Source organism: Streptomyces sp. NBC_01241 (assembly GCF_041435435.1).
Lineage (GTDB): Bacteria > Actinomycetota > Actinomycetes > Streptomycetales > Streptomycetaceae > Streptomyces.
The window spans coordinates 1,971,608-1,988,302 of record NZ_CP108494.1; the positions used below are offsets into that span (position 1 = coordinate 1,971,608).

The 16,695-nt window shown below is 71.8% G+C and carries 14 protein-coding genes and 2 pseudogenes; 7 read left to right on the top strand and 9 right to left on the bottom strand.

Annotation, left to right across the window (positions count from 1 at the left end):
* Nucleotides 1–24: 24 nt before the first annotated feature.
* Nucleotides 25–687, bottom strand: coding sequence for a GntR family transcriptional regulator (locus OG306_RS08515; RefSeq protein WP_266745493.1), 663 nt, complete (start codon nucleotides 685–687; stop codon nucleotides 25–27).
* A gap of 268 nt (nucleotides 688–955) precedes the next feature.
* Here OG306_RS08515 and OG306_RS08520 point away from each other — a divergent pair, with 268 nt between their 5' ends.
* Nucleotides 956–2,188, top strand: coding sequence for an MFS transporter (locus OG306_RS08520; protein WP_371666220.1), 1,233 nt, complete (start codon nucleotides 956–958; stop codon nucleotides 2,186–2,188).
* On the opposite strand, the gene OG306_RS08525 is transcribed toward OG306_RS08520, so the two are convergent.
* Together OG306_RS08525 and OG306_RS08530 are read right to left on the bottom strand one after the other, a co-directional pair.
* A complete protein-coding gene (locus OG306_RS08525) occupies nucleotides 2,171–3,349 on the bottom strand; it encodes a hypothetical protein (protein ID WP_371665219.1) in 1,179 nt (392 codons plus the stop codon). The two genes, OG306_RS08520 and OG306_RS08525, sit on opposite strands and share 18 nt — an antisense overlap.
* On the bottom strand, nucleotides 3,346–4,305 hold the full coding sequence (locus OG306_RS08530; RefSeq protein WP_266745495.1) for a 5-dehydro-4-deoxyglucarate dehydratase: 960 nt from the start codon (nucleotides 4,303–4,305) through the stop codon (nucleotides 3,346–3,348). Before OG306_RS08530 ends, OG306_RS08525 begins: the two co-directional genes overlap by 4 nt.
* A gap of 489 nt (nucleotides 4,306–4,794) precedes the next feature.
* On the opposite strand from OG306_RS08530, the gene OG306_RS08535 reads away from it, so the two are divergent.
* The 3 genes from OG306_RS08535 (at nucleotide 4,795) to OG306_RS08545 (ending at nucleotide 7,234) form a co-directional block, all read left to right on the top strand.
* Complete coding sequence (locus tag OG306_RS08535) at nucleotides 4,795–5,604, top strand: NAD-dependent epimerase/dehydratase family protein (protein ID WP_266745496.1); 810 nt, start codon at nucleotides 4,795–4,797, stop codon at nucleotides 5,602–5,604.
* 95 nt (nucleotides 5,605–5,699) lie between these two features.
* Nucleotides 5,700–5,933 carry a hypothetical protein gene (locus OG306_RS08540; protein WP_266745497.1) on the top strand — a complete coding sequence of 78 codons (234 nt, stop codon included), beginning with the start codon at nucleotides 5,700–5,702 and terminating at the stop codon, nucleotides 5,931–5,933.
* A 95-nt stretch (nucleotides 5,934–6,028) separates the two neighbouring features.
* On the top strand, nucleotides 6,029–7,234 hold the full coding sequence (locus OG306_RS08545; RefSeq protein ID WP_266745498.1) for a TerD family protein: 1,206 nt from the start codon (nucleotides 6,029–6,031) through the stop codon (nucleotides 7,232–7,234).
* A 129-nt stretch (nucleotides 7,235–7,363) separates the two neighbouring features.
* On the opposite strand, the gene OG306_RS08550 is transcribed toward OG306_RS08545, so the two are convergent.
* From OG306_RS08550 to OG306_RS08560, 3 genes and pseudogenes are all read right to left on the bottom strand, one after another.
* Nucleotides 7,364–7,594: a hypothetical protein gene (locus OG306_RS08550; protein ID WP_037691698.1), complete on the bottom strand. Its 231-nt coding sequence runs from the start codon at nucleotides 7,592–7,594 to the stop codon at nucleotides 7,364–7,366.
* Nucleotides 7,595–7,672: 78 nt separating this feature from the next.
* Nucleotides 7,673–8,119, bottom strand: a pseudogene (locus tag OG306_RS08555) (TROVE domain-containing protein); the annotation flags it as partial.
* 122 nt (nucleotides 8,120–8,241) lie between these two features.
* Nucleotides 8,242–9,696 carry a hypothetical protein gene (locus OG306_RS08560; protein WP_266745499.1) on the bottom strand — a complete coding sequence of 485 codons (1,455 nt, stop codon included), beginning with the start codon at nucleotides 9,694–9,696 and terminating at the stop codon, nucleotides 8,242–8,244.
* A gap of 204 nt (nucleotides 9,697–9,900) precedes the next feature.
* Here OG306_RS08560 and OG306_RS08565 point away from each other — a divergent pair, with 204 nt between their 5' ends.
* On the top strand, nucleotides 9,901–11,766 hold the full coding sequence (locus OG306_RS08565; RefSeq protein ID WP_266745500.1) for an endonuclease/exonuclease/phosphatase family protein: 1,866 nt from the start codon (nucleotides 9,901–9,903) through the stop codon (nucleotides 11,764–11,766).
* A gap of 78 nt (nucleotides 11,767–11,844) precedes the next feature.
* Here the strand turns inward: OG306_RS08565 and OG306_RS08570 are convergent.
* Nucleotides 11,845–12,558, bottom strand: a pseudogene (locus OG306_RS08570) (antibiotic biosynthesis monooxygenase).
* Between the two features lie 137 nt (nucleotides 12,559–12,695).
* Here OG306_RS08570 and OG306_RS08575 point away from each other — a divergent pair.
* Nucleotides 12,696–13,829 carry a lipid II:glycine glycyltransferase FemX gene (locus tag OG306_RS08575; RefSeq protein WP_266745501.1) on the top strand — a complete coding sequence of 378 codons (1,134 nt, stop codon included), beginning with the start codon at nucleotides 12,696–12,698 and terminating at the stop codon, nucleotides 13,827–13,829.
* Between the two features lie 61 nt (nucleotides 13,830–13,890).
* Here the strand turns inward: OG306_RS08575 and OG306_RS08580 are convergent, their stop codons facing one another.
* Nucleotides 13,891–14,604 (bottom strand): DUF4232 domain-containing protein, encoded by a 714-nt coding sequence (locus OG306_RS08580; protein WP_371665220.1) that lies wholly within the window; start codon nucleotides 14,602–14,604, stop codon nucleotides 13,891–13,893.
* Nucleotides 14,605–14,752: 148 nt separating this feature from the next.
* Between OG306_RS08580 and dapA the strand changes: the two genes are divergently transcribed.
* Entirely contained in the window at nucleotides 14,753–15,637 is an 885-nt protein-coding gene (dapA, locus tag OG306_RS08585; RefSeq protein ID WP_266907015.1) for a 4-hydroxy-tetrahydrodipicolinate synthase, read from the top strand.
* Here the strand turns inward: dapA and dapD are convergent.
* A complete protein-coding gene (gene dapD / locus OG306_RS08590) occupies nucleotides 15,634–16,623 on the bottom strand; it encodes a 2,3,4,5-tetrahydropyridine-2,6-dicarboxylate N-succinyltransferase (protein ID WP_266745503.1) in 990 nt (329 codons plus the stop codon). The genes dapA and dapD overlap by 4 nt on opposite strands.
* Nucleotides 16,624–16,695 lie beyond the last annotated feature (72 nt).

Consider the following 16,695-nt stretch of genomic DNA (forward strand, 5'->3'; position numbering starts at 1 on the left):
GCCTTTCATCGGTGTGCTGGTGGTTCATGCCGGGGCCCCCTCGGTCTCCGCCGATTCGGGGAACGCGCGGCTGACGAACGACGCGATGTGGTCGTGCAGGGCGCGGGCCGCGGCGTCCGCGTCGTCGGCGAGCGCGAGCCGCAGGATCTCGCGGTGCTCGGCGGCCTCCCGCTCCCAGGACGGAATGGCCGCCCAGGCGACGGTCGACACCAGTGCGGCCTGGTCGCGGACCTCGTCGAGCATCCGGGCCAGCAGCGGATTGCCGCAGGGCAGGTAGAGCGCCCGGTGGAAGTCCCGGTTGGCGAGCGAGCGGTCCGCCTTGTCGCCGGCCGAGTCGGCTCGCTCCAGGGCCTCCCGGGCGGCGTCGAGCGTGGCCTTGCGGGTGATGGAGCGGCGCAGCGCCTCCGGTTCGAGGAGCAGGCGTACGTCGTACACCTCCCGGGCCATGGCCGCGTCGACGAGGCGCACCGTGACGCCCTTGTACTGGCTCATCACGACGAGCCCGGTACCGGCAAGCGTCTTGAGCGCCTCGCGCACCGGTGTCTTGGAGACCCCGAACTGTGCGGCGAGTTCGGTCTCGACGAGCGCCTGCCCTGGTCTCAGCTGCGCGGTGAGGATCGCATGCTTGATCGCCTCCAGCACGTACTGGGTGCGGGACGGAATCGGGGTGGGCGTCGCAAAGGTCATGAGTGAAGGGCTCTCGCATCTCGCGTATCGCGTCTCATATATGACGTACGAAGTACGACGCGATGAAGCTAGAGGGGGCCGGAATGTTTCGTCAACGCTTCTGACCAAACAACTTCGCGGGCATCGGGCATGTGCCGTACACCCGGTGCGGGGCCGGCGGGCGCGGCCGGGTGCGCGGTAGGGCATCCGCCCGATGCCGGCGGGCGTACTCAGTCACCAGCCTGAACCCGTGACGAACGTGCGGGTCGGAAGGGTTGTGGTGGGTGCGATGGCGGGGTCGACGACGGTGCGGGTGCTGCGGGACCGTACGGCGGGGCTGTTCCTGGCGGCGGTCGTCGTCTCCGGTTTCGGGACGTCCGCGATGTGGCTCGCGGCCGGCGTCTGGGTCAAGTCGCTCACCGGCTCGGACAGTCTGGCGGCGCTCGCCGTCTTCGCGATGTGGCTGCCGGTGCTGGTCGGGCCCGCGCTCGGGGCGATCGCCGACCGCCTGCCCAGGAAGCCGCTCCTCGTCGCGTCGAATCTCGTCATGGCGGGGCTGGTGGCCTCGCTGGTCGTGGTCGACTCGGCGGGGCGGATCTGGATCCTCTTCGCCGTGCTCGTCCTGTACGGAACGAGTTCCGTGCTGATGGACGCGGCCGAGTCGGCGCTGGTCGCCGGGGCCGTCGACGCACGGCTGCTGGGTGATTTCAACGGGCTGCGGATGACGGCGAACGAGGGCATGAAGCTGCTGGCGCCGCTGACCGGCGCGGCACTGTACGGCCGGTTCGGGGGCAGCGCGGTGGCGCTGCTGGACGCGGTGTCGTTCGCGCTGGCGGCCGGGGTCTACGTGCTGCTGCCGGTGCGGGAGCCGGTCGTGACCGCTCCGGTCGGACGCCGGGGCGAACTCGCCGCGGGTGCACGCCAGGTGTGGCGGTCTCCGGTGCTGCGGCCGCTCGTGCTGGCGGGATCGGTGACGATGCTGTGCGCGGGACTCAACGGGGCGGCGGTGTACGCCTTCGTCGACGACGGTCTCGGGCACTCCCCCACGTACGCGGGGGTGCTGTACGCGGCGCAGGGCGCCGGGTCCGTCGCCGTGGGGGTGCTGGCCGGGCCGTTGCTGCGGCGGCTGCCGGAGCGGGTGTTCACGGCGGCCGGGATCGCGCTGTTCGCGGCGGCGGTGGCGGCACGGGCACTGCCGTACGACGCGGTGGCGCTGGCGGGGAGCGCGGCCATCGGGATGGGGCTGCCGTGTGTGCTGATCGCCGCGATGACGGCGGTGCAGCGGGAGACCCCGGACGCCCTGCTGGGCCGCACCGTCGCGACGGCGAACACGCTGATGATGGTGCCGAACGCGGTGGCGCTGGCGCTCGGTGCCGGGCTGATCGCGCTGGTGGACATCCGGGTACTGCTGCCGCTGGTCGGTGCGGCGGCGCTGCTGACCGCGGCCCTGCTGGTCACGGGCCGGCGGGGGAGGCTGACGGGCGCCCCCACCGGCCCGCTTCCTTCATCGCCCGAGGCGTGACAGCGCTCCGGCGACGGCATCGAGGTCCGGGCCGGAGGCCAGCCCGGCGTGGTACAGGCGCAGTTGGTTCGCGCCGAGCGATGCCGCGTGCGCGGCGTCCCGCTCCAGCGTGGCGGGGCTGCCACCCATGCCCGTGACCACGGTGAAGTTGGCCGCGAGCACGCCGTCGCGCCCGGCGAACGGGCCGAGCACGGCCTCGCGCGCCGCTTCGCCGCCGGTGCACGGCAGCACCGCACCGTCCGCCACGGACAGGAGGTGCTCCGGGTCCACGCCGACGTTGGCACCGCAGCGGTACGGGGCGGGGTCGGCGTGCAGCAGCACCTGGAAGCCCGGCTCCGCCGCCGCCCGCACCGCGGCGACCGCGGCTTCCTGAAGCGTGCGGGCGACCTGGCCTCGCCACTGGAGGGTGGCGGCGGCGAGGCCGGCGCCGAGGAGCTTCTCGATGCCCGCCCACCCGGCCTCCGGGGAGCCGGAACCCGCCCATGCCGGTTCCAGGCCCCGCCGTACGGCCGCGGCCAGCTCTTCGGTGTCCAGGCCGTGTTCGCCGTATCCGGTCCGGCAGGCCGGGCAGAAGCAGAGCGACATCAGATACTGCGCCGCGTCCCCGAGGCCGACGCCCGCGATCTTGTCGTGGGCGTGCAGATGCGCGAAGCCGTACCAGCCGCAGGACTCCAGCTCGGTGCCGCGCGCACCGTCCCGGACCGCCGCCTCCGCCGCCAGGTCCACCAGGTAGGAGCGGACCGCGGGCTGTGCGATGCAGGGCGCCCACGGGTAGCGGTCACCGTAGGCGTTGACGACGGAGGTGTCCGGATGCTCGGTGCCCAGCCGGGAGTTGTGCGCGAGGACCACCCAGGTGTGCACCTCCAGACCGGCCCCGGTGAGTGCCTGTGCGGCCTCGGCGTACGGATCGTCCGAGGCCAGCCAGGACTGCGCGTACGGACGCAGTTCGCGCCCGGCCCACCGGGCGGCGTCCGGCGGGTAGAGCACCGCGGCGTGCTCGGCGGTGACGATGCGCCGGCCCGGGTGGCGCGGGGTCAGCGCCCGGGTGGAGTGGTAGGCGGCGGCGAGCGTCACCTGCTGGACGCCCAGGTCCACGACGCGGGCGGCCGCGTCCGGGTCGCCGACGACGTCCCACGGGTAGAGGAAGGCGGAGGTCTTCATCCGCGCCGCTCCTGTCCGTACTTCTCCAGCAACGCGCGGCCGCGCGCGATGATCGCGGTGAGCTCCTCGACGTGGGCGGCGGGAGGCTCGGTGAGCGGGGTGCGGACCTCGCCCACCTCCAGACCACCCAGCCGGACCGCCGCCTTGACGAGCGAGACGGCGTAGCCGCGGCCCTTGGCGCGCAGTTCGACGAGCGGCCGGTAGAAGTGGTCGAGAAGCGCGTCGGCCAGGTCGGTGTCGCCGGAGTCCAGCGCCCGGTAGAAGGCGAGCGCGATGTCGGGCGCGAAGGCGAAGACGGCGGAGGAGTAGAGCGTGACGCCGATGCCCCGGTAGGCGAGGCCGGTGAGTTCGGCGGTGGGCAGCCCGTTGAAGTACAGGAAGTCCTGGCCGGGCCGTTCGGTGCGGACGGCGCTGACGATGCGCTGCATCAGGTCGAGGTCGCCGTAGCCGTCCTTGAGACCGATGACGCCGGGCGTCCCGGCGAGCGCGACGACGGTCTCCGGGGTGAAGACGGCATTGTCCCGCTGGTAGACGATCGTCTCCAGACCGGTGGCCGCGGCGAGCGCCGTGTAGTGGCTCAGCAGCCCGGCCTGGTCGGCGACGACGAGATACGGGGGCATGGCCAGGAGCCCGTCCGCGCCCGCCTCCTCCGCGAGCCTCGCGTACTGGATCGCGAGCGCAGTGCCGTACCCGGCACCCGCGACGACGGGCACCTCTCCGGCGGTCTCCTCGACGGCCGCGGCGACGACGAGGCGGAATTCCTCCGGTGTCAGCGCGTGGAACTCGCCGGTCCCGCAGCAGGCGAAGACGGCCGCCGCACCGGCGTCGATGCCGGTGCGCACATGGGCCCGGAAGGCGTCGAGGTCGACGGCGCCGTCCGGTCCGTAGGCGGTGACGGGGAAGAAGAGCGGCCCGGCGGCACGGTTGAGTCGGGCGGCAAGAGGGGCTGAGGTCACGGGCGCTCCCTGAGCAGATTCAGGCGTGCACAATTCTGATTGATGTCCATATTCATGAACGAGCTCACGCTAAGGCAGCCGCCTGGCGCAGGTCAAGACGGGAGCGCGCACCCCACCCGAGCCCGGCAGTGGGGACTTCATCGCCGAACAGGCACCGGCCAGACACCGCGCAGACGGACACACAGATGTCGGAACACGGCACGCACACGACACCGCACACGACACCGGACATGACAGCGGGCATGACGCCGGGCAGCCGGACAGTCGGACGGCCACCCGGAACAGGGGCCGCCGGCTCCACCGGCCCCGGCGACTCCACCGCGCACACACCCATGCTCTTGACGCGATACGCCCGGACTTCTTAGCGTGTCCACGAATATGAATGTCGTCCATGGATTTGACGCCCCGCGGGTACGCATCGCAGGTGCCGCAGGGCCCGTGCCGCGCGCACGTTGCGCGCGTGCACCTATGTACCGAGGAGATCCGCGCATGCCCGCTCCCCGCACCGTCCTGCTCACCGGCGCCGCCGGCGGCCTCGGCACCCTGATGCGCGGACTTCTGCCGGCGTACGGTTACGAGCTCCGCCTCTTCGACGTCGCCCCGGTCGAGGGCGAGCCGGACGCGATCACGGCCGACCTCGGTGACGAGGAGGCGCTGCGCGAGGCCGTTCGGGGTGTCGACGCGATCATCCACCTCGCGGGCATCTCCCTGGAAGCCTCTTTCGACAAAATTCTGAAGGCGAACATCCAGGGGACGTACCACCTCTACGAGGCCGCGCGCGAAGAGGGCGTCCGGCGCATCGTGTTCGCCTCCTCCAACCACGTCATCGGATACACCCCCCGCCCGCTCCCCGGCGATCCGCTGATCCCGATCGACGCCCCGCGCCGCCCCGACACCTTCTACGGACTGTCCAAGTCCTTCGGCGAGGACCTCGCCCAGCTGTACTGGGACCGGCACGGCATGGAGACCGTCTCCGTACGCATCGGCTCCTGCTTCCCGGTGCCGACATCCGTACGGATGCTCTCGGTCTGGATGAGCCCCGAGGACGGCGCCAGGCTCTTCCACGCCGCGCTCACCGCCGAGGACGTGCGGCACACCGTCGTCCACGGCTCGTCCGACAACACCCGGCTGTGGTGGGACCTGACGACGGCACGCTCGCTCGGATACGAGCCCAGGGACGACTCGGAGCCGTACGCGGCCGAGCTCCTCGCCGAACAGGGCGAGCTGGACCCGGACAACCCCGACCACGCCCACCTCGGCGGCCACTTCTGCACCAACCCGCCGATCTGGCCGCGCTGAACCCGCGGCTCGGAACCGGCGGCAGCGACCCCGCGGCTCGGAACCGCGGAAATCCACGCGACAGCGCGCCCCGGCGGACGGCAGGATGCGGAGCCATGCCGAGACCCTCCGGATTCCTGTACGAGCAGCACGGCGACGCGAGCGTCACCATCACCCATCACGGCCGCCCCGCGGACACGCTGCGCGGCGGCCGGGCGGAGAAGTTCCTGGCCGAGGTGGCTTGCGGGGACGCGCAGCTCGTGATGGCCCGATGGACCGGGGCGTACAAGCACGGCAACGAGCGCACGGCCCGCGACCACCCCCGCAATCGCCGGCGGAGGGGCTCCTGACCCGTACGGCCGAAGGCCCGCGAACGCCCGCGAAAGCCCGCGAAAGCCCGCGAAGGTAAGGGAACGGCAAAGCCGGGTCGTTCGTTACCCCCGGCATGACCGCTATGACCCCCGGCTCGAACATCCCTCTCTCCGCCGCCCGCGTGGCAGTGGACGTCTCCGCCCCGGTGCGGCTCGACGTTTCGGGCCTGCTGCTCACCGCCGACGGAAAAGTGCGCTCCGACGACGACTTCATCTTCTACAACCAGCCCGCCGGCCCCGGCGTGACGTACCGCTCCGGCGGCGGCACCGCGCCGGACGCGATCGTGGTGGACACCACCGCGGTCCCGCCCGGCATCGAGAAGATCGTCGTCACGGCGAGCCCGGACGCGGCGGGCCAGACCTTCCAGGGCATCGAACCCACCGCGACCGTGCGCAACGCCGACGACAACAGCGTGCTCGCCACGTTCACGCCACCCCAGCTGGGCACCGAGACGGCGCTCGTGGTCATCGAGGTCTACCTCCGCAACGGCGCCTGGAAGGCCCGCGCGGTCGGCCAGGGCTATGCGGACGGACTGGCCGGAATCGCCACGGACTTCGGCGTCTCGGTCGAGGAGGAGCCCGCCGCCGCGCCCGCGCCCGTCGTGCCCCCGATGCCCACCGCGCCGCCCGTGGACCCGCGGATCGCCGCGCCCGCGGCCCCGGCGGCCCCGCCCGCCGCCGCGCCCGCGCCCGCCGCCTCCGGCAAGATCAACCTCGACAAGGGCCGGGTCAGCCTCCAGAAGAACCAGACGGTCTCCCTGGTCAAGGCCGGCCGGCCGCTGCTCTCCCAGGTCAAGATGGGCCTCGGGTGGGAGCCCGCGTTCCGCGGCAAGGACATCGACCTCGACGCCTCGGTGATCGCCTACGGCCCCAACCGGAACCACTTGGACAGCTGCTACTTCGGCAAGCTCTCCATCCTGAACGGCGCGATCAAGCACTCCGGCGACAACCTCACGGGCGAGGGCGCCGGGGACGACGAGGTGATCGTCGTCGACCTGGGCCGGATCCCGGCGGAGGCGACCGGCCTGGTCTTCACGGTCAACTCGTTCACCGGCCAGAAGTTCACCGAGGTCGCCAAGGCCTACTGCCGGCTGATCGACGCCACCACCGGCGAGGAGCTGGTCCGCTTCGACCTGACCGGCGCCGAGCCGCAGACCGGCGTGATCATGGCCAAGCTGATCAAGCAGTTCTCCGGCGAGTGGGAGATGACGGCCATGGGCGACTTCGTGAAGTCACGCACCGTCCGCGGCATGGTGAAGCCCGCCGCCCAGGCGCTGTAACGCCGCAAGGGCTTCCGGCGACGGCGAGAGCCTCCGGTACGCCTTCAGGGGCACCTGTCAGTGCCAGGTGCCCCTGAAGCCAGAGGAGTGTGACGGGACCGCGGACGCTGCGCGTGCTCGCCGGCTCTCTCAGAGCTTGGTCAGCTTGGAGTACGGGCTCAGGATCCTCCCCTGTCGCCCCGAGAAGTCGATGAGTACTGCGTCGTTGTCGCCCTCGACAGCAAGGACTCGACCGAGTCCGAACTGGTCGTGCGACACCCTGTCGCCCACATCGAACAATTCGACCGGTGGGGCCGCCTGGGCCGGGCGGTTGAAGGGACTGGAAGGCAGGTAGCGCCGGGATCCGGCTGACTGTTTCATTACCTTGAGTATGCGCCCTGGGAACGTCCGACGCCATGCCCGTCCGCTCCTGGGGGCCCACTGATGCCGGATTCGTAATCAGCGATTCCAGGACCAGTGGGCGTCCCGGCCCGCTTCCAGCAACGGCACCATGCGGAACGCCGCGTCCGAAAGACCCCCGAAGGTGTGGCGGTTCCCACCTCCCGACGGGGCGTGCCCGACCTGATATCCGGCCAGGTTCCAGGTGTAGACGGGCACCTCGGACGGCACGGCCGCGGTCGCGTCCGCGGCGTACGAGAACGACGCCTGCTCGTCGGTGACGATCAGTACCCGGTCGTGCTTCTTGTACTGGCGGCGCACCGCCTCGGCGGTGTTGGTGCCGCCGAGGTCGCCGAAGCGCTCCAGGACCTTCAGCACGGACTCGCGCCGGCGATACCTCACCGGTGCGCTGTCCGTACCGAACTGCACCAGACCGGCGTCGGCGGCCCGCAGTGCCGGCGCCGTGCCGAAGATCGCGGCGGCGTCGGCCCGGTCGAACTGCGAGCGGTGGCCGAATACGGCACCGGCGGCCGGACGCGATGCCGTACCCGGATGCGGCCTTCCGCATCCGGCCATCCCCGCATCCGGCCTTCCGCACCCAGCCGTCGCCACGCCCGGTCGCGTGCTGCTCAGGCGCGCGACCGGGCCTTGAACGCCGCCTTGCGGGCCTCCTTGGCCTTCTTCTTGTCGCTGTGCAGCCGCCCCATCGCTTCGAGGACGTCCGCCGTCGCCGGGTGCTCCACCCGCCACGCCTCGCCGAAGAAGCCGCTGTGCTGACCCGCCAGGCCCTCGACCAGGCCCTGGAGCTCGTCCAGGTCGCCGTCGGCCTCCAGCTGGGCGGCGATCGTGTCGATGGCGAGCCAGAAGATCATCGACTCGGGCGGCGCGGGTACGTGCGCCGCGCCCAGCTCCGCGAGCCAGACCCGGGCGAGGCCGCCCAGCTCGGCGTCGTCCAGCACCGCGCGCACCGCGGGCTCCGCCTCCGCGCCGACCAGGGCGAGCGCCTGCTGGCAGTTGAGCCGCCGCAGCGGCGCCTGCCGGTCCGTTCCGCGGGCCGCCGCCAGGAGTTCGGCCGCGGCGCCGTCCACACCGCGCCGAGTGAGCCACAGCTCGATCTCGCCGCGCGCCGCCGCCTCGGCGTAGTACGCGATGCCGCCGAGGAGCGCGTCGGCCCCCTTGTCCGCGAGGTCGCCGATCGCCGGGGCGTCCACCCCGGCCTCCAGCATCCGGGCCCGGACGCCGTACAGGCCGAGGGGGGTCAGCTTCACCATGCCGTACCGGGTGACGTCCTCGTCGTCGGCCGCGACGGCGGTGTCCTCGCCCTCCTCGGCCAGCAACGCCTCGTCCACCGGGCGGTATTCGACGATCCCCATGGGTTCGAGGACCCGGAACTGGTCGTCGAGACGCATCATCGCCTCGGACACCTGCTCCAGGATGTCGTCGGTGGGCTCGCCCATGTCGTCCGGCACCAGCATCGACGCGGCGAGCGCGGGCAGCGGTACGGGCGCCGCGTCCACGCCGCCGTCGCCGTCGCCGACGGTGAGCAGGTACAGATTGCCGAGGATCCCGTCGAGGAATTCCGCCTCGGCCTCCGGATCCCAGTCCAGGGAGTCGAAGTCCACCGTGCCGTCCTCGCCGACGAGGTCGGCGAAGTCCTCGAAGAAGGGCGCGGTGGCATCGGCGTGGACGGCCTCCAGCCCGTCGAGCCAGATCGACAGGACGTCCTGCGGCGAACCCCCGGTGATCAGCGCCAGGTTCTCACCGGCGGTGGCGGTCCCCTCCGCGTCCTCCGCGTCGGTCTCCCCCGGGTCCTCGACGTCGACCAGTCCCGTGTCGACCGCGAGCCGCCACGCCTCGCTGGCCTCCGCCGCGCCGTCCTCGTCCGCCGTGCGGCCGAGGTGCTCGGCCGCCGCGGGCAGTTGCGCTTCGACGAGCTCGCCACCGGCGCCGACCCGGGTCTCCGGGCCTGCCCAGCGGGCGAGCCGGACGGCGCGGGCGAGCAGCGGCGCGGCGAGCGCGTCCCGTGCCAGCTCGGCCTCGGTGCGCAGCCTTACGGGCGGCAGGGTGGGGCGCTCTGCGGACATCAGGTGGTTCTCCTCGGGACGTACGGGGCGTACGGGACGCGTACGGGTCGGGCGGCCCAAGCGTAGACGCATTTCGCCCCATGCCACCTGGTTCACGAAACGGACAGCTTCCGTCCACCCGGAGGTTCTTGACAACGGATCTGCCCACACAAGAGATTGACGCGCGTAGACCCAATCGTCCCCCTCGAAATTCCGGAGCCATTGATGCCCTCCGCATCGTCCCGAACAACCGCCGTATCCGCGGTGGTCGCCGCCGCGCTCGCCGCGGGCCTGCTCACCGGCGCAGCCACCACTTCCGCGTCCGCCTCCTCCCCGGCCGTCTCCTCCCCGTCCGCCGACGGCCAGGTCCGGATCCACGACATCCAGGGCACCACCCGGATATCCCCGCTCGCCGGCCAGCAGGTCGCCGGGGTCCCGGGCATCGTCACGGGGGTGCGGACGAACGGCTCGAAGGGCTTCTGGTTCCAGGACCCGAACCCCGACGCCGACCCCGCCACCAGCGAGGGCGTCTTCGTCTACACCGGCTCCACGCCGACCGTCGCGGTCGGTGACGCGGTCACGGTCTCGGGCACGGTCGCCGAGTTCGTCCCGGGCGGCGCCGCCTCCGGCAACCAGTCGCTCACCCAGATCACCAGGCCCGCCGTCGCCGTGGTCTCCTCGGGCAACGCCCTGCCCGCGCCGGTGACGGTCTCGGAGCGCTCGGTCCCCGCCCGGTACACCCCCGCGGGCGACCCGGCGGCGGGCGGCTCGATCGACGCGCTCCCCCTCGACCCGTCCCGCTACGCCCTGGACTACTACGAGTCCCTGGAGGGCATGAACATCCGCATCGGCTCCTCGCGGGTGGTCGGCGCCACCGACCCGCACGCCGAGCTGTGGGTGACGGTGAAGCCGCACGAGAACGCGAGCAGCCGCGGCGGCACGGTCTACGGCTCGTACACCGCGCAGAACACCGGCCGGCTCCAGATCCAGTCGCTGGCGCCGCTCACCGAGCAGCCCTTCCCGGCCGCCGACGTCGGCGATGTGCTGTCCGGTACGACCGAGGGCCCGCTCGACTTCAACCAGTACGGCGGCTACACGCTGACCGCCCGCACCCTGGGCAAGGTCACCTCCAACGGGCTGCGCCGGGAGACGACCCGCAAGCAGCACGACGACGAGCTGGCGGTGGCGACGTACAACGTCGAGAACCTCGACCCCGGCGACCCGCAGGAGAAGTTCGACGCGCTCGCCGCCGCGGTGGTCGGCAACCTCGCCTCGCCCGACATCGTGGCGCTGGAGGAGATCCAGGACAACAACGGCGCGACGGACGACGGCACGGTCTCCGCCGACCGGACGGTCAAGATGTTCACCGACGCGATCGTGGCCGCGGGCGGCCCGGCGTACCAGTGGCGTTCCATCGACCCGGAGAACAAGCAGGACGGCGGCGAGCCCGGCGGCAACATCCGCCAGGTGTTCCTCTTCAACCCGAAGCGGGTGTCGTTCACCGACCGCGCGGGCGGCGACGCGAAGACCGCGACCGATGTCGTACGGGCGGGGAACGGGGCGGCCCTGACCCACTCCCCCGGCCGGATCGACCCGTCGAACCCGGCGTGGACGAACAGCCGCAAGCCGCTCGCCGGCGAGTTCACCTTCCGCGGCCGTACGGTCTTCGTCGTCGCGAACCACTTCGCGTCCAAGGGCGGCGACGAGTCCATCGTCTCGCAGCACCAGCCGCCCACCCGCTCGTCGGAGGTCCAGCGGCTCGCGCAGGGCAAGGCGGTCAACACCTTCGTCAAGAAGCTGCTGAGCGTCCAGAAGAACGCGAACGTCCTGGTCGTCGGCGACATCAACGACTTCGAGTTCTCCGGCACGACCGAGGCGCTGACGGCCGGTGGCGCGCTGTATCCGGCGATCAAGTCCCTGCCGCGCGCGGAGCGTTACTCGTACGTCTACCAGGGCAACACCCAGGTGCTCGACCAGATCCTGACCAGCCCGTCGATCCACGGCTTCCACTACGACAGCGTCCACATCAACGCGGAGTTCGCCGCGCAGAACAGCGACCACGACCCGCAGGTCCTGCGCTTCCGCCCGTAGTCGTAAGCCTGTAGTCCGTAGTCCGTAAGCCCGTAGTCCGTAAGCCCGCAGTCCGTAAGCCCGCAGTCCGTAGCGCCCCTACACGCCCGCCCTCGGCCGCATGCTGAGCGCGGGCGTGTACCGGTGCACGCCGCCGCCGGTCACTCCCGGGTACGACCGCACCCGCTCCCACTGCGGCGTCCTCGACCCGATCCCGTCACCGGGCGCGGCCAGCGCCTCGACATGGGCCCGTGCGCTCTCTTATTCGGCGTAATTGAGTACGCGCGTTCCGTCGGTGCTGACGTGGAAGTGCCCGGAGAGGCCGCCGGGTGCGGGCGCCGGATCGGTCCCCAGTGCCTCGAACACGGTGTCCACCCAGTCCCGCTGCCGCGCCTTGTCCGGCCCCTCGAACTCGACGTCGACGATCACGACGCACCCCGGTTCCCGCCCGTCTCCCTCCGTCGGCGGCACGGAGCGGTACATCTCGAAGGTGTGCAGCCCGAGCCGCCGGATACCCGGCACGGCGGCGTCGATGTCCGCGTTCCGCTCGTCCCGGCCGTGCCGGAAGAACTCCTGGTACGCCTGCTCACCACTCCACTGGCTGTAGTGGAACAAGGTCTTCCCGTCCTCACCGACATGGACGGTGTACGAGAGCAGCCCCGGATGCGGCCACTCCCGGCTTTCCCACGCGGTACGGATGGCCTCGGTCGTCCGCCGCTGCCGCTCGGGGGTGCCGACATCCCAGGTGCTCGCCTTGACCAGTCCGACGTCGTTACGGGCAGGATCGGGACGGGATTCGAATCGCACGCTCATGACGGGTCCTCCTGACCGGTGCACCCGCGCGGCGCGCCGCTGCCGACCACACTGGTGGATCAAGTGCGCTTGAGGTCAACAACACTCTTCTGGTGACACCGTCGGGCCCACCGACGGGACAACGAACGGAGTACCGCATGGAACCGCGTCTCAGGGCGATCACCCGCGAGGAGCATCTGGCGTTCGTCGCGAGCCGGCCCGCCGTGAGCCATATGCAGGTTCCGTCATGGGGCGATGTGAAGCCCGACTGGCGCCCGGAGAGCATCGGCTGGTTCGACCGCGACGCCGCCGGCCGGGACCGGATCGTCGGAGCCGGGCTCGTCCTCTACCGGCCGATCCCCCGGCTGAAGCGCTGTCTGGCGTATCTGCCGGAGGGTCCCGTCATCGACTGGCACGACGCCGGTCTGGAGCGGTGGCTGGCACCGATGCTGGCCCATCTGAAGGCGCAGGGCGCGTTCTCGGTGCGCATGGGCCCGCCGGTGGTCGCCCGCAGCTGGGACGCCGGGACGGTCAAGGACGCCATCGCGGACCCGGCCGCCGGACGGCTGCGCGACGTGGCGGCGGACGCGGAGGAGCCGCAGGCCGCCGCGCTGGTGGAACAGCTGCGCGCACTGGGCTGGCGGCAGGGCGAGGAGGGCGGCGAGGACGGTTTCAGCGCCGGACAGCCCCGGTACGTCTTCCAGGTGCCGTTCGCCGGGCGGTCGCTGGAGGAGATCCTGGGCAACCTGAACCAGCAGTGGCGGCGCAACATCAAGAAGGCGGAGAAGGCGGGTGTCAAGGTCGTCGAGGGCGACTACGAGGACCTCCCGGCCTTCTACGAGCTGTACCGCGAGACGGCCGCGCGCGACCGCTTCATCCCCCGCCCGCTCGGCTACTTCCAGCGCATGTGGACCGCGCTGCGGGCCGAGGACCCCGACCGGATGCGGCTCTATCTGGCCCACCACGACGGCGAGACGCTCTCCGCGGCGACGATGCTGACCGTGGGGAACCACGTCTGGTACTCCTACGGCGCCTCGACCGGCCGCAAGCGCGAGGTCCAGCCCAGCAACGCGATCCAGTGGCGCATGATGAGCGACGCGCACGAGAGGGGCGCGGCCGTCTACGACCTGCGCGGCATCACCGACACCCTGGACGAGAGCAACCATCTCCTGGGCCTGCTGCGCTTCAAGGTCGGCACCGGCGGGCGGGCAGCCGAGTACGTCGGCGAGTGGGACTACCCGATCAGCAAGGTGCTCCACAAGGCGTTCTCCCTCTACCTGGCGCGCCGCTGACCTCACCACCCGCGTCGGCCTGCCCGCCGAGCTCGTCCTCCGGTCCGAGGCCACCGCGGTACTACTGCGAGGAACCGGCCCGCCAGGCGGTCATGTTCAGCTCGTCGAGCAGCCGTACGTCGCTCCCCTTCAGCGGGAAGGTGCGCGCCTGAAGGCCGGGGGCCGGTGCGATCTCCAGCGCGTCGCCCTCGATGAGGTCACCGCCGGTCGGGGTGGAGACCCAGGCGAGGAGCGAGCGCATCGTCCCTCCCGGCTTCAGCATGACCTCCTTCGGCCCCGGGTCGTTCCCCATGTACGAGGAGCCCGGATTCACCGGGACCGGCAGCGGGTCACCGGCCTCGTCCAGGGCCCGGACCGACGGATAGCCGTAGACGCGGTACGGCTTGCTGCCGCAGTTGGTGAGGGTGAGGCCGACGGCCCGGTGGCCCAGCGCGGCCTCGATCTCGCCCATGCCGACGACGACTCCGGAGGACGGGCAGTCGGCCCGGGTGGTACTCCCGGTGGGTGTCGGGCCGGGCCGCTGCGCCGACGGAGGCGGCGGCCGGTCGGGAAGCGCTGCGGGGACGCTCGGAAACGATGACGGCAGCTTGTCGGCGTGCACCCGGTACGAAAAGCTCGGTGCCGGCTCCGGCTCGCCCTCGCCCGCCGGCACGAGAAACCCGGCGCAACCCGAGAGCGACAGGCCCAGCATCCCGGCCATGAGCACGGCCACCACCGGCCGCCGCCTCCCGGCCCCGGTTCCGTTCTCCGCCCCTGTCCGTTCCCGTACGGTCATGCACCCGCCCCCGGTGTCGGTCTGCCGCGTAGGCGTTCGATCATGCCAGAGCGCGGACCCCCTCCCCACGACTGTTCAGTATTACTTCCCCTTTATCCCAAGCAGAACTAAGTGGACCTTCACAGTCCGGTCGACCGACACTTCGGGAATGACAGCACCCGTAGCCCCCTTCGGCCGCGCACTCTGCGCCATGATCACGCCGTTCACCGCCTCCGGAGCGCTGGACCCGGCCGCCGCCGGGAAGCTCGCCGCCTCATTGGTCGCCGACGGCTGCGACGGTCTGGTGCTCAGTGGCACCACCGGCGAGTCCCCGACCACCTCCGACGCGGAGAAGACGGCGCTGCTGCGGGCCGTCCGGGCGGCGGTCGGCGACGGTGTGCCGATCGTCGCCGGGGTCGGCAGCTCGGACACCCGGCACACCGTGGCCCTCGCCCGGCAGGCCGAACAGGCGGGCGCGGACGGCCTGTTGGTGGTGACTCCGTACTACAGCAGACCGCCGCAGGCCGCCGTCGAGGCGCACTTGTGGCGCGTCGCCGACGCGACCGGCCTGCCGCTCATGCTGTACGACATCCCCGGCCGCACCGGCACCCGCATCGAGCCGGAGACCCTGCTGCGGCTCGCGGAGCACCCGCGCATCGTGGCCGTGAAGGACTGCGCGTACGACCTGCTCGGCTCGACGAAGGTGATCGGCGCGACGTCGCTGGCCTACTACTCGGGCTGCGAGGAACTGAACCTGCCGCTGTACGCGGTCGGCGCGGCGGGCTATGTCAGCACGGTCGCCAATGTGGCACCCCGGCAGCTGCGGGCGGTGCTGGACGCCTTCGACGCCGGGGACACGGCCGAAGCCGCCCGGCTCAACCGGCTGACCGTCCCGCTCGCCGAGCTGATGATGGCGTCCGGGCTGCCCGGCACGGTCACGGCCAAGGCGCTGCTCGGTGCCGGACCGGTCCGCGAACCGCTGCAGCCCGCCGGGCGCGAGGCGACCGACGGGCTGCGGAGGGCGTACGAGGAACTCCTCGCCGCTACACGCTAGTTGTGGCTGTGCAGGATGTCGTTGAGACCGCCCCAGACCGCGTTGTTCGGGCGGGCCTCGACGGCGCCGGTGACCGAGTTGCGGCGGAAGAGGATGTTCGAGGCGCCGGAGAGCTCGCGGGCCTTGACGATCTGCCCGTCCGGCATCGTGATACGGCTGCCGGCCGTGATGTAGAGCCCGGCCTCGACGACGCACTCGTCGCCGAGCGCGATCCCGACACCGGCCTCGGCGCCGATCAGGCAGCGCTCGCCGATGACGATGCGCTCCTTGCCGCCGCCGGAGAGGGTGCCCATGGTGGAGGCGCCGCCGCCGATGTCGGAGCCGTTGCCGACGACGACACCCGCGGAGATCCGGCCCTCGACCATCGACGTGCCGAGGGTGCCCGCGTTGAAGTTGACGAAGCCCTCGTGCATGACGGTGGTGCCGGAGGCGAGGTGCGCGCCGAGCCTGACCCGGTCGGCGTCGGCGATCCGGACGCCCTTCGGTGCGACGTAGTCCGTCATCCGGGGGAACTTGTCGACCGAGGTGACCTGGAGGTGCAGGCCCTCGGCGCGGGCGTTCAGCCGTACCCGCTCCACGTCGTCCACGGCGACCGGGCCGAGCGAGGTCCAGGCGACGTTGGTGAGGAGGCCGAAGAGTCCGTCCAGGTTCTGGCCGTGCGGCCGGACGAGGCGGTGCGAGAGGAGGTGCAGGCGCAGGTACGCGTCGTGGGCGTCGAGCGGCTTGTCGTCGAGCGAGGCGATGACCGTACGTACGGCGACGACCTCGACCCCGCGGCGGGCGTCCACACCGATGGCCCTGCCGGCACCGTCGCCGAGGAGGTTGACGGCCTGGTCGGGGGTGAGCCGTTCGGTTCCGGCCGGGCCCGGCTCGGCGTTGAGCTCGGGGGCGGGGAACCAGGTGTCGAGAACGGAACCGTCGCCGGCGATGGTGGCGAGGCCGGCGGCGACGGCGCCGGTGGTGCGAGCAGGAGTCGTGTCGGTCATGACACGAAACCTAACCGGCGGGGCACCGTCGTCGCCAACCGGTCTCGCCCGGTGGTCGCGCCCGCGCCCCGG